A 13173-nucleotide genomic window follows, 5' to 3' on the forward strand; every position below is an offset into this window, starting at 1 on the left:
TGCCTGCTGCTCTGTTTTTTTCAAGGATTATGCCAGAATCGGCAAAAACTGAAATCACTTTTTGATGTCCGAGTGCTCAATTAAACGGCGCTCAATGCTTTCCAGCCGCTCCAGAACCTCATCGCGGTAGGCGTCGGTTTTAACCTCATCCTCGGCATGGTGGGCATCCTGCATCGAATTCACGATCAGACCGACCAGCAGGTTCACAACGGCGAATGTCGTCACCATGATGAAGGGCACAAAGAACATCCAGGCATAGGGGTACACCTCCATCACCGGACGGACGATACCCATCGACCAGCTTTCCAGCGTCATGATCTGGAACAACGTATAGGCCGACAGACCCAGATCACCGAACCACTCGGGGAAGGTGTAGGAAAACAGTTTGGTCGAGATCACGGCCCCGATATAAAACAGGATCGCCATCAGTAGGAACACACTGGCCATGCCCGGCAGCGCCGAGATGAAGCCTTCTACCACTCGGCGCAGGCGCGGCGCGACGGATATTACCCGCAACACCCGCAGAATTCGCAGGGCCCGCAGCACCGACAGGGCACCCGCACTGGGGACAAGAGCGATGCCCACGATGATGAAATCGAAGATATTCCAGCCGCTTGTAAAAAACCTGCGGCCCGTTGCGACCAGCTTCATCGCGATCTCAGCCACAAAGATCGCAAGACACAACTTATCCAGAGCCACGATCAGGGGGCCCGCAGCCTCCATCAACGTGGGTGAGGTCTCCATCCCCAAAAGCACCGCATTGAAAAGGATGACCCCGGTGATGAATTTCCCAAACCATGGTGCTTCGATGATGGTCAGCAGGCGCTGAGTGATCCCCATTGGGATGGTCTCCTGTGCGGTCAGGGGTTCAGGGTGAACCGGGCGGCAAGTTCGGTGTGGGACGACCATCGAAATTGGTCAACCACCTGTACCCATTCAACGGTGTATCCTGAGTTAACCAGCGTCTTTGCGTCGCGGGCAAAGGTGACCGGGTTGCACGAAACATAGGCAATCACCGGACGTTTGGCCTGCGCCAGCTCAGCCGTTTGCGCCTCGGCCCCGGCGCGGGGCGGGTCGATGACCACGGCGTCATAGGATTTCAGCTCATCCGGCATCAAAGGGCGGCGGAACAGGTCGCGTGCTTCGGTGGTGACTTTCTTAAGGCCCTGCGCCCGCCGCCAGCCCTGATCCAGCGCATCGGTCATGGCGGCCTCGCCTTCAACGGCATGCACTTCGGCGGTCTCGGCCAGCGGCAGAGAGAAGGTTCCGCTGCCCGCAAACAGGTCAACAATCCGCTTCGCCCCCTGCGTGGCCTGCGAAACCGCCTGTAACAGAGCCTGTTCTCCGTCTTTTGTGGCTTGCAGAAACGCGCCAGGGGGTGGGACGACCGCCGCCTTGCCGAAGTGTTGAACGGGGGGCTGGCGCATGGCGATGACTTCACCGTCCCAGCTGAGGCGGGCAAGACCGTGTTTCTCGGTCGCTTGCGCCAGGGCCAGTTCCAGCGGGCCGTCCAGCGGTTTGCCGCCTTTGACGGCCACGTCCAGCCCTCCTTCGGACAGGGTCAGGGTGACAGACAACACACCCTTGCGGCTGCCGCCCAGCAGGGCCAGCGCTTCGGCCACGGGAATCGCGGCGATCAGGGCGGGGTCCAGCAGGTGACAGTCGGGAATTTCAGTGATCGTATTCGAAGCGCGGCCATGAAACCCGGCCAGGGTGCCCTTTTTCGTCCGCCGCACGGCGACGGTGGCTCGACGGCGTGACCGCTCGGGCGAGGTGTGAAGGGGCCGCATCGGGGCATCGAGCCCCTGCGCGGCCAGCGCGTTGCGCACCACATCCACTTTCCACCCAGCGACAAAATCGTCTGACGCGTGCTGCAGCTGACACCCGCCGCACGCCTTGTAGTGACGGCACGGCGCCTTGACACGTTGGTCCGAGGGGGTTTCGACCCGGATATCTTGCAAAAACTGACCGTCCACCGTGCCGCTGACCACCTCTCCCGGAAGGGTGCGCGGGGCGTAGACAGGGCCATCGGCGATGCCATCGCCCTGATGACCAAGGCGGATTATGGTGAATTGCTGCGTCATGGGGGCCTGATACCGGGGCTTTGCGCGCAACAAAAGCCCTTTGGGCCCTTATTCTGCCGCCTCTGCCTGAATGAACCCACCGGACTGGCGATGCCAGAACCGGGCATAGAGACCGCCTTGCTCCAACAGGGCCTCATGGGTGCCGGTTTCCACGATCCGGCCCTGATCCAGAACCACGATCCGGTCCATCTCGCTGAGCGTGGACAGGCGGTGCGCGATTGCCAGCACGGTCTTGCCCTGCATCACCCGGTGCAGGGCGGTTTGAATTGACGCCTCGACCTCGGAATCCAATGCCGACGTCGCCTCATCCAACACCAGAATCGGCGCGTCCTTGAGGATAGCGCGGGCCAGAGCGATCCTCTGCCGTTGCCCACCCGACAATTTCACGCCCCGCTCACCCAGATGCGCGTCATATCCTTTGCGGCCATGGGCGTCCTGCAGGGACAGGATGAACTCATGCGCTTCGGCCTTTTGGGCGGCGGCGATCATATCCTCCTCGGACGCGTCGGGGCGACCGTACAGAATATTCTCGCGCGCGGATCGGTTGAACATCGCAGTTTCCTGCGTGACCATGCCGATTTGACTGCGCAGGCTGTCCTGCGTGACCTGACTGATATCCTGCCCATCAATCAAAATCGCGCCTTTTTCTCCGTCATAGAGCCTGAGTAGCAGCGAGACCAAGGTCGACTTACCCGCGCCGGATGCGCCGACAATGCCCAGTTTCTCGCCCGCGTGAACGGTCATATCCACATCCGACACGCCGCCCACATCGCGGCCATAGGCAAAGCTGACATGGTCAAAGGCGATCCGGCCTTCGGGCACGCGCAGGGCGATCGCGTTCGGCGCATCCTCGACCCGGTCGCGCCTGGCCAGCGTGTTCATGCCGTTCTCGACCTCGCCCACATTGGCGTAAAGGCCCATCAGCGTGAAACTGACCCAGCCGGTCATCTGCGATATCCGGATCGACACCGCGCCCGCCGCCACGATATCCCCGGCCGTCGCGATCCCATTGCGCCACAGCATCAGCGTGACGCCCAACAGCAGAACCGGCAAAACCCCGGCCAGCACCATCAGGATCAACCGGAAACTGGCCGACAGCTTGCCGAAGGCCAGCATCTTTTGCCGCAGATCGACCATCGCGTTTCGGGCGGCCTGATCCTCGAACGCAGAATGGGCAAAGAGCTTCACGGTTTTGATATTGGTTATCGTGTCGACCACTTGCCCCGACACCATCGCCCGCGCCCCGGCCCGTGCCGCCGACCGCACGCGGATGCGCGGCAGATACCAGCGGATCAGCAGGAAATATACCACCAGCCACGCGGCAAACGGCAGGATCACCAGCGGATGAATAGACCCTAACAAAAGCAAAGAGCCCACAAGCGAGGCCAGCGCAAACACAATCGCGCTGATCGTTTCCGACACGACCGAGGCCAGCGCGTTCGAGGTCTGCATCTGTTTCTGCGCGATGCGGCCCGCGAAATCATCATCGAAATAGGTGACAGACTGGCCCAGCGTCCACCGGTTCAGCTTGGCCAGAACCAGCGGCGGAATGTTGGGCATGACGATGTAGTTGTTCGAAAAAGCCGACAGCCCGAAAAACACCGGACGCAGCAGCATGAAAAACGCCGCCACCCCAAGGATCGTCCACAGCGCGGGGCCGCTCAGAATGCCCTCGGGCCCGTTTTCCGCAGTCAGATCGATCACCAGACCCAGCATCCACGCCGTGCCTGCCTCCATCGCGCCGGCGGTGGCCGAAAAGGCTGCGGCCACAAAGATCATCGGCCACGCACCCGACAGGCACCAGCGAATGAACGCCCCCAGCGTTTGCGGCGGGGGCGTTTCGGTGTTTTTGAACGGGTTGATCAGGTCGGCAAGCTTCATTCCGCAGCCTCGGGGTTCAGAAAGCCGCCAGATTGCCGCGCCCAGAACTGCGCGTAAAGCCCCCTACTGGCCAGCAGTTCAGCATGGCCGCCCTGTTCGACGATCCGGCCGCCATCCATGACCAGAATGCGGTCCATCTGAGCAATTGTGCTGAGCCGGTGGGCGATGGCGATCACGGTTTTTCCCTGCATCATGCCGTAAAGCGTGTCCTGAATTGAGGCTTCGACCTCGGAATCTAGGGCAGAGGTCGCCTCATCCAACAGCAAAATCGGCGCGTTTTTCAGAATGACCCGCGCCAGCGTCACCCGCTGCCGCTGCCCGCCCGACAGTTTTACACCGCGTTCACCCACATGCGCGTCATAGCCGGTGCGCCCCTGAGGGTCTTGCAGATCCAGGATGAACTCATGCGCTTCGGCCTGTTTGGCAGCGGCGATCATCTGCTCTTCGGTCGCGTCGGGGCGGCCATAAAGGATATTGTCCCGGACCGAGCGATGCAGCAGCGCGCTGTCCTGTTGCACCATGCCGATATGGCTGCGCAAACTGTCCTGCGTGACCTGCGCGATGTTCTGGCCGTCGATCAGGATCGCCCCTTGTTCGACGTCGTAAAATCGCAAAAGCAGCTTTACCAGAGTCGATTTCCCAGCGCCGGACCGCCCGATGAGGCCGATCTTTTCGCCCGGCTGGATCGTCAGATTGATGTGGTCCAGCCCCCCGGTTTTGCGCCCGTAGTGATGCGACAGATCGCAAATGTCGATCTGACCGTTGCTCAGCTGCAAGGGTTCGGCACCCGGCGCATCCAGCAGGTCAATGGGTTGAGCAATGGTCTCCATCCCCTCGGCCACAACACCAAGCTGGCGAAAGAAACTGGTCAGCGCCCACATGATCCAGCCGGTCATCGCATTCAACCGCAGAGTCAAAGCGGTGGCCGCCGCAACCACCCCCACTGAGGCGCTGCCCTGCATCCACAACGCAATCGCCCAACCAACAACGCCCACGATCAGCAGCCCGTTCAACGTGACCAGAACCGCATCCATGATGGTGAAAATCCGCATCTCGATCTGGAAGGTGCGGCGGGTTTCCTCGATCGCTTCGCGGGCATAGTCGAGTTCCTGCGCGTCATGGGCGAACATTTTGACCGAATGGATATTGGTATAGCTGTCCACTACTCGCCCTGTGACAGCCGAGCGTGCATCAGAGGCCGCCTGCGACGCAGGGCCAACACGCGCCACCGTCCAGCGTACGAGTATCGCGTAGAGCGCAAACCAAATCAGCAGCGGTAAAAGCAAACGCGGATCAGCTGCCATCAACAGGATCGCAGCACCAACCAGATAGGCCAGCGAGAACGAGATTGCGTCAAAGACCTGAAACACCGCCTCACCCGCCGCAGGGGGGGTCTGCATTATGCGGTTGGCGATCCGGCCCGCGAAATCATTCTCGAACCAGCCCACAGACTGCCGCAGCACATGTTTGTGCGCGCGCCAACGAAAAACAGTGCCTATATTGGGCAAAATCGCGTTGTTTAGTAAAAGTACGTCCACCACGTGCAGTAGCGGGCGCAGCAACAACACGAAGACGGCCATCAGGATCAATTCGGTGCCGTGGGCCTGCCAGACCTCGGCCGGGGACCCGGACAGCAGGTCAACAACGCGGCCCATATAGTAGATCAGCCCGACTTCGACACCGGCTACGATAATCGAGATCAGCGCAGCCCAAACGAACAGGCGATAAAACGGCCGCGTGTATTCCAACATGAACGGCCACAGCCGCGTGGGTGGTGTGTTGGTTTCCTGATAGGCGACAAAAGGATCAACAAGGTTTTCGAAATAGCGAAACATGGAGGATGCTCCAGATTGAGCAGATAACAGGTCATGCGAAGACAGATGGCGCCAGAACACCACCCCTACGGGTCAAAGTGTTCCGGCTTTAGCCGAACCAGATCCCGTAATACATTCGCATCCCTCCATTCATGTGACAGCCGCACGTAACCACAAACCTTTCGACTTGTCATCCCTTTTTGAGACCTCGCCTACCCGCCCAGCAGATCTCTGCGGGTGAGGGCAAAGCCAGATGCGATCCAGCGGGCCTCAAGCTCGGCCAGCTTCTTGCCCAGCGCGGGACCGGTGAAATCGGGGATCAGATCAGTCGCCTGAACCGGGAAATCGGCGGCCGCCCCGGCGCGCAGGTCTTGGCGCATCCCCTCGGACCAGGGCTGTTCCAGCAAGGCGCAACGCAGCAGGGTTTCGTGCATCCCGCCTTCTTCGCCATAGCGAAAGCCCAGCTCGGCAATGCTGGTGGTGGCCGTGGCCTCATCCCGCATCCGGGTCAGGCGTTGCAGCTGCGCCTTGCTAAGGCGCAGGGTTTTGGCGATCTCCGGCGTTGCTATGGAAGCCAGGCGGCGGATCGGGTCAGGCGCGGTCCCGGCCTGTTCTTCCAACGCGACCAGTGGGGCAAGCGCGCGATCCTCGGCCCCCGGCAGCACCTGCGCCAACACCCCCGCCTGCCGCATCGCCGCGACCGAGGGCGCAGGATCAGGCGCGCCAAGCAACTTCAACATCTCGGCCCCGACCCTTTCGCGGGACAAGCCGGACAACCCGTCCAAATTGGCAGCAATCGCAGCCAGTGCATCTGCGTCGAAACCCGCTTCCATATCGCCGTACCACGCATGAAACCGGAAAAAGCGCAGCGAGCGCAGGTAGTCCTCGCGAATGCGGTTTTCGGCGGTGCCGATGAAGCGCACCCGCCGCGCCTGCAGGTCCGGCAAACCGTTCAGCGGATCCAAAACGGTGCCATCGGGCCGGGCGTATAGCGCGTTCATGGTGAAGTCGCGGCGCGCGGCGTCTTCTTCGATCGTGTCGGCAAAGGCCACAACGGCGCGGCGGCCGTCGGTCTCTACATCGCGGCGAAAGGTGGTGATCTCATGCGGGACGCCATGGCTGACCACGGTGATAGTGCCATGTTCGATCCCGGTGGGAATGGCCCTGAGGCCGGCGGCCTGCGTCAGCTCCATCACCCGTTCGGGGCGCGCATCCGTTGCGATGTCGATATCCGAAACCGGTGCCTTCAACAGCGCATTGCGCACGCAACCACCTACAAACAGCGCCTGTGCCCCGGCATCCGTCAGGGCTGCGCACAATTTTTGCGTTGCCGGGTCCGTGACCCAACCGTCCGAGATTTGTGTCATTCGTTCATCCGCGCGGCCAATCCCCGCAACATCCGGGCCGTCGCGCCCCAGATATAATAAGGACCGAACGGCACTGCATAATAATACCGTTTGTGGCCACCCCAGCGGCGCGATTCAACAACATAATTCGCCGGATCAAGCACATGTGTCAGAGGAACCGAGAACACCTCGTCCACCTCGCCCGGCTCGGGGGTGATCGGGAAGGGTTCCCGCAGGATTGCCACAACCGGCGTCACAGTGAACGCGGTGACGGTTTCATGCGGCGGCAGATGGCCCAAAACCTGCGGAACGTCGCTGGGCAGGCCGATTTCCTCCTGCGCCTCACGCAGGGCGGCGGCGGTCACATCCGCGTCGCCTTCGTCCTGTTTGCCGCCGGGAAAGGCGATCTGGCCCGGATGATGTTTCAGCGCCGAGGACCGTTTCGTCAGGATCAGGCAAGGCTCATCGCTTGCGATTGAGATCGGCACTAGCACACCGGCCGGGCGCAGCTTGCGCCCCTCGGGCAGCACCGTGTCGGGGTTCAGGTCGAAATCGCTGGACCCCGGGCCGGGGCGGCGCAGCGCCGCCCGCAGCTGTTCGGTGGGATCAGGCCTCATCCGCATCAAAACCGACAGAGGCCGGATCCAGCACGTAATGCGCGCCGCAGAACTGGCAATCTGCGGTCACGTCGCCCTCGGGTGTCGTCATCTTTTCAATGTCGCGCGCCGAGTAGATCGACAGGCTTTGACGCACACGATCCTCGGAACAGGTGCAGCCGAATTGCACTGGCTGCGCGTCATAGACACGCGGCTGTTCCTCGTGAAACAGGCGGATCAGCAGGTCGGTGGGCGCGATTGAGGGGCCGATCAGCTCGAGATCTTCGACCGTATCCAGCAGGATGTTCACGCGGCCCCAGTTTTCACCTTCGTCCCCGTCGACCAGATCATTGGCCGTCAGAATCTCACCGCTGCCTTCACCCGATGCGGCAAAGGGCGAGGCTTTGGGCATGTGCTGCAACATGATCCCGCCCGCGCGCCAATGTTCACCGACGCCAGGCTCGGTCGATTTGCCAAAGCTGAGCGAGAACCGCGTCGGCAACTGTTCGGATTGCGCGAAATACGCCTCGGCACAAGCACTGAGCGAACCACCCGCCAGCGGGGTGATGCCCTGATATGGCTGCGTGCCCTCGCCCTGGTCGATGAGGATGGCAAAATACCCCTCACCCACCTGATCAAAGGGGGCGGCATCGGTCAGCTTATCACGGTCGAAACTGGCATAGGCACGGATGCGGGCCGGTTCGCCCTCTTGCGTGGGGGCATAGTAATCAGTGGCTATCATGCGCACCGCGCCCTTGGACTGCACCTGAAGCGACAGTTTCCAGCGCAGAGCAACGGTCTGGCCGATCAGCGCGGTCAGCAGGGCCATCTCGGCCACCAGAGCCTCGACCTTTTCGGGGTAGTCATGCTGTTTCAGGATGCCATCCAGCACCCCGTCCAGCCGCGCGACGCGGCCGCGCATATCCGACAGATCAAGTTGAAAGGGCAGGACGGTGTCGTCCCACGCGATTTTGGTTCCAAGAGACATGGGGTTTCCTTACACGCCACAGATTGGCATACCGCCAGCATATAGGTCGAAGTTTTCGGGTTGTAAGGGGCCATACATGATCAGACGGTTCGGTGAAACCCCGCAATCGGGGCAGAAATACATCAGACGTGTCGGAGTTTATGCTCTGTTACCGCGCGGCGGCAGCCTGTTGCTGACCTGCCAGTTGCAGCCCGGCCCCGATCTGCAACTGCCCGGAGGCGGTATTGACCCGGGCGAATCACCGATCACCGCCCTGCATCGCGAAGTCTTCGAGGAAACCGGCTGGCTGATCGCCGCGCCGCGTCGCGTAGGCGCGTTTCGGCGCTTTACCTTCATGCCCGAATACGACCTCTGGGCCGAGAAAATCTGCCTGATCTACCGCGCCCGACCCGTGCGCCGCATCAGCCCCCCGACCGAGCCGTTTCACGAGGCGCTATGGATGGACTGCGCGGACGCTGCGCAGATGTTGGGCAATGCGGGCGACCGCCACTTCGCCAAGCTACATTTACAGGGCCTTTAGGTTCCGCTGTATTCAAAGAAAACTGCGGACACATCGTCGTCCATTCCGGTGTTGGGCACCATCTTCTGGGTCAGCCGCCAGAACATATCATCCAGAAACTCTGTCCCACATCGCTCGGGCACGCAGTTCAGCGCAAGGTCCCGCAGCCCCTCTTCCTCAAGCAAACCACCATCAGCAATACTGCATTCGGTAAAGCCATCTGAATACAGCAGCAGTTTGTCGCCCGGCTGCATATAGGTCTCAGTACGCTGGAATTTGACATCCGGCAGCAGGCCGATTGGCAAACCGCCTTCGCCCAGAAATTCGGTGGTTCCGTCGGCCCGCAGCATGAGCGGATGGGGATGCCCAGCCTGAACCATCTTAAGATGCCCGTTGCGTAAATCGACAATCGCGTAAACCATCGTGAAATATTCTTCGACACCCGCATCCGCCATTAGTCGAGAATTCAACATCTCGGCCACCTGTTCCGGCGGCAGCAGCGCATAGAATTTGTCAAATCGCTTTTCCATCGCAACGTTCTGATCAAAGTGGTTGCTGGACAGATACCCCCCCAACCGCGCCGTCATCATGGCCGAGGTTATACCGTGGCCCGAGACATCAATGCTGTAAAATCCCAGCCGGTTCACGCCGGGCGAAAACATACCGACCAAGTCGCCGCCGATATGCCCGCAAGGTTTCAACAACAAACTGACCCGCGACTTGCCGAATTCCCTGGTCAGTTCCGGCACCAGAGATTCCTGAATCTTGCGCGCCTGCATCAGATCCTTATCGATGGCGTCATGCGCCACGCGCAACTCTTCCAGCGCGGTTTCGATCATACGGTTTTTCTCGGACAGTTCACGCTGCATATCCAGAATGCGGGCGCCCGCTGAAATGCGCGCGCGCAGTTCATCCGCCTCAAGCGGTTTGATCAGGAAGTCGTCGGCCCCCGCATCCAGACCCCGCGCCACTTCCTGCTTTTCGCTTTTTGACGTCAGCAGGATGAAATAGCTGTATTGATCGCAGTCCAACGCGCGGAAGGCCCGACAAAATTCCAACCCACTCATCCCCGGCATGACCCAGTCGCTGAGCACCAGATCAGGCGGTGTGTTTGCGCAGATCTCGATGGCCGCTTCACCATTGTCGGCCTCGAAAACTTCGAACCCCCATTTCTTCAGAGACGCCACAAGAATGCGTCGTTGCAGGCGGCTGTCATCAACGACAAGCACCTTTTGGATCGCTCCAAAATCCAGCTCTGACCTGATGTCTTTGCGACTGACCTCTGCCACGTGAGTCCTCTGCGATGGGGCGCCTACCTAATTCTGCTCAACCTATAGCGCAGCGGTTTAACAACCGGTGAAAGGCAATACTGAACCCGCTTAACCCAACCTTTACCTTGGGCGGGCTAAGCAAGCAGACAACAGTTATTGCGGAGCTTGCGGCATGATCGACTGGGCCAGAGTCAAACAGCTTAGGGATGAGGTCGGCGCAAGCGAGTTTGACGAAGTGGTGAATATTTTTCTTGATGAAGTACAAGAAGTAATTGGCCGCCTTCGCACCGACACCCATCGGGTAAGTTTTGACCAAAACCTGCATTTTCTGAAAGGCAGCGCACTCAGCCTGGGATTCCAATCATTGGCAAAGCTTTGCCAAGACGGTGAAAGGCATTCCGCACAGGGGAACAGCAAGTCTGTAGACCTCGATAGTATCGTTCAGGTGTTTGAGGCATCAGCTGCGGAATTCAAGTCCGATCTGGGGAAGATCTCGTAGCCTTACAGTTTGATCGGAAAGCCCTCGGGAAAACGGAATTTCCGCAAAGTTACCTCAAGCGACCGGTCGTGGGTGAAATATCCGTCGGCCATTGTCTTTAGCGTTCGGGTGGCCTCTTGTCGGCTTAGTTCGACACATTCTTCCATCGGCAATTCCTGTGTGCGTGCAAGCTCTTTTACCAGACGCCGGAAACGGCGTGAGCGCCGACGCCAGCCCACGATACCGACAGATTGCCCTGGTGTGCTGGCGATCTTGACGCCGTCCGCCATGGATTGGTTCACAAGCGGCGACCTTTCCTCTTGGCGTCGATGCAACTCTTGCAGATTTCCATAATGAAAGTGCAGGTTGAGCAGACCCGGCAGCAGGCGGAATGTGTCGTTTGTCACGCCATGCCCGCCCGTTCCAAAAGCGGCTCGGCGCTGGACGATACAAGGTTTCGAATAGGGAACCTCGAATAGACTGAACTTTTCGCCTTTGAACAACATATCTTCATCATCGTCCTGCAAAGTGACCAAATTGAATCCGACAGCGCCAGCGGTGTTTTCATCAAATGCGAATTCATAGTCTAGCAAGTCCGATCCATCGGCGGTCAGCAGCACTTCATCACAATCCGAAACAATCACTCGGCTGTAGAACTGAGTCAGCATGGCTGAAAAATCCGACAGCATTCGCCAACGGGCATATTCAAACGTTTGGTGCAAACCATCGCGCAAAATCGCAATCACATTACAGCCCTCGCCGATCCGATCGATTTCAGGATCAGCTCCGTGCGACAGAATATAGACGTTCTCGGGCCCAAGCTGGGCCGAGTAGTAGGCGACCCATTTCTCAAGATACCAATAGTCGCGCCATACCATGGTCACTGCTGCAAGCGGCTTCATCTGTGCACTTTCCAGTCTTGTTCGCTCGCTCGTGCCTAGGCGAATTTCCAAGTGCAAACAAGTCGGTCGACAAATGCGCCGTCAGATCACGAACTGTGCAAGCGTTTCGTCTTCGGTGATGTCGGTATAGGTGAATCCGGCTTCGTCCAGATGCGCAAACAAGCGGGCGAAATTCTCGGGCTTGCGGGTTTCTATCCCGATCAGGACCGAGCCGAAATTGCGCGCCGATTTTTTCATGTATTCAAACCGGGCGATGTCATCCTCGGGGCCGAGGATATTCAGAAATTCTTTCAAAGCTCCGGGACGCTGCGGCAGGCGCAGGATGAAATACTTTTTCACACCCGAATAGCGCTGCGCCCGTTCTTTGACCTCGGGCAGGCGTTCGAAATCGAAGTTCCCACCGGATGTAACACAGACTACAGTCTTGCCGCGGATAAAACTTTGGATATCGCCCAGCGCCTCGATCGCCAGCGCACCGGCGGGTTCCAGCACGATGCCCTCGACATTTAGCATCTCGATCATGGTGGTACAGATGCGGTCCTCGGACAGGACATGTACGTCGGACAGGTGGCGGTCTTTCAGCAGAGCAAACGGTTTCGCCCCGATCTTACCCACCGCCGCCCCGTCGACGAAATTGTCCACATGGTTCAGCGCCACCGGATGCCCCGCCGCCATCGCCGCATGCAGGCAAGCACCACCCTTGGGTTCCACAAACAGACAATGAGTGCGATCCCCGAACCACGTCGCCACGCCCGAGGACATCCCACCCCCGCCCACCGGCAGGATAACGTGATCGGGCAGATGGCCCAGCTGTTCTTCGATCTCGACGGCCAATGAAGCCTGCCCCTCAATCACGTCCTCATCGTCGAACGGCGACAGGAAATGGCCTCCCTGATCGGCGCACCACGCTTGTGCCGCAGCCAGAGTGTCGTCGAAATAGTCGCCGGTCAGGTGGATTTCGACATTGTCGCCACCGAAGATGCGGGTTTTCTGGATTTTTTGCTGCGGCGTCGTCACCGGCATGAAGATCACCCCGCGCACGTCCAGATGTTTACACATGAACGCCACACCCTGCGCGTGATTGCCCGCGCTGGCACAGACGAACAGGTCTTGTCCCTGCTGCTTACGCATCGCGTTGAACGCGCCGCGAATTTTATACGACCGCACCGGGCTGAGATCTTCGCGTTTCAGCCAGATATCCGCGCCATATCGGTCAGACAGATGGGCATTGCGCTGTAGCGGCGTTGCCGGAAACACAGAGCGCATCGCCTGTTCGGCAGCGCGGGCGCGGGTCATGAAATCACTCATGACCCG

The 13173-nt window shown here is 59.7% G+C and carries 12 protein-coding genes; 2 read left to right on the forward strand and 10 right to left on the reverse strand.

Going from position 1 to position 13173, the window contains the following annotated elements:
• Positions 1–54: 54 nt before the first annotated feature.
• The 7 genes from J7380_RS11650 to J7380_RS11680 all read right to left on the reverse strand — a co-directional run bounded on the left by J7380_RS11650 (position 55) and on the right by J7380_RS11680 (position 8709).
• Complete coding sequence (locus J7380_RS11650; protein ID WP_209195939.1) at positions 55–840, reverse strand: ion transporter; 786 nt, start codon at positions 838–840, stop codon at positions 55–57.
• A gap of 20 nt (positions 841–860) precedes the next feature.
• Entirely contained in the window at positions 861–2084 is a 1224-nt protein-coding gene (locus tag J7380_RS11655; protein WP_209195941.1) for a methyltransferase, read from the reverse strand.
• 48 nt (positions 2085–2132) lie between these two features.
• Positions 2133–3965, reverse strand: a complete 1833-nt coding sequence (locus J7380_RS11660) for an ABC transporter ATP-binding protein (protein ID WP_209195943.1) — start codon at positions 3963–3965, stop codon at positions 2133–2135.
• Positions 3962–5800 (reverse strand): ABC transporter ATP-binding protein, encoded by a 1839-nt coding sequence (locus J7380_RS11665; RefSeq protein ID WP_209195945.1) that lies wholly within the window; start codon positions 5798–5800, stop codon positions 3962–3964. Before J7380_RS11665 ends, J7380_RS11660 begins: the two co-directional genes overlap by 4 nt.
• A gap of 191 nt (positions 5801–5991) precedes the next feature.
• Positions 5992–7146, reverse strand: coding sequence for a CCA tRNA nucleotidyltransferase (locus tag J7380_RS11670; protein WP_209195947.1), 1155 nt, complete (start codon positions 7144–7146; stop codon positions 5992–5994).
• Entirely contained in the window at positions 7143–7742 is a 600-nt protein-coding gene (locus J7380_RS11675; RefSeq protein WP_209195949.1) for a CoA pyrophosphatase, read from the reverse strand. Before J7380_RS11675 ends, J7380_RS11670 begins: the two co-directional genes overlap by 4 nt.
• Positions 7732–8709, reverse strand: a complete 978-nt coding sequence (locus J7380_RS11680) for an Hsp33 family molecular chaperone HslO (protein ID WP_170355637.1) — start codon at positions 8707–8709, stop codon at positions 7732–7734. Before J7380_RS11680 ends, J7380_RS11675 begins: the two co-directional genes overlap by 11 nt.
• 76 nt (positions 8710–8785) lie before the next feature.
• Between J7380_RS11680 and J7380_RS11685 the strand changes: the two genes are divergently transcribed.
• Positions 8786–9229, forward strand: coding sequence for an NUDIX hydrolase (locus tag J7380_RS11685; RefSeq protein ID WP_209195950.1), 444 nt, complete (start codon positions 8786–8788; stop codon positions 9227–9229).
• Here the strand turns inward: J7380_RS11685 and J7380_RS11690 are convergent.
• Entirely contained in the window at positions 9226–10497 is a 1272-nt protein-coding gene (locus tag J7380_RS11690; protein WP_209195952.1) for a SpoIIE family protein phosphatase, read from the reverse strand. The genes J7380_RS11685 and J7380_RS11690 overlap by 4 nt on opposite strands.
• Positions 10498–10651: 154 nt before the next feature.
• Between J7380_RS11690 and J7380_RS11695 the strand changes: the two genes are divergently transcribed.
• Positions 10652–10978, forward strand: a complete 327-nt coding sequence (locus J7380_RS11695; protein ID WP_170355634.1) for an Hpt domain-containing protein — start codon at positions 10652–10654, stop codon at positions 10976–10978.
• Positions 10979–10980: 2 nt separating this feature from the next.
• On the opposite strand, the gene J7380_RS11700 is transcribed toward J7380_RS11695, so the two are convergent.
• The gene (locus J7380_RS11700; protein WP_209195954.1) at positions 10981–11859 is read right to left on the reverse strand and encodes a hypothetical protein; all 879 of its coding nucleotides are present in this window, start codon (positions 11857–11859) and stop codon (positions 10981–10983) included.
• A gap of 81 nt (positions 11860–11940) precedes the next feature.
• Positions 11941–13167, reverse strand: coding sequence for a threonine ammonia-lyase IlvA (gene ilvA / locus J7380_RS11705; protein WP_209195956.1), 1227 nt, complete (start codon positions 13165–13167; stop codon positions 11941–11943).
• Between the last annotated feature and the right edge of the window lie 6 nt (positions 13168–13173).

The organism is Ruegeria sp. R8_1, assembly GCF_017743815.1.
In the GTDB taxonomy this organism is placed as follows: Bacteria; Pseudomonadota; Alphaproteobacteria; order Rhodobacterales; family Rhodobacteraceae; genus Ruegeria; species Ruegeria lacuscaerulensis_A.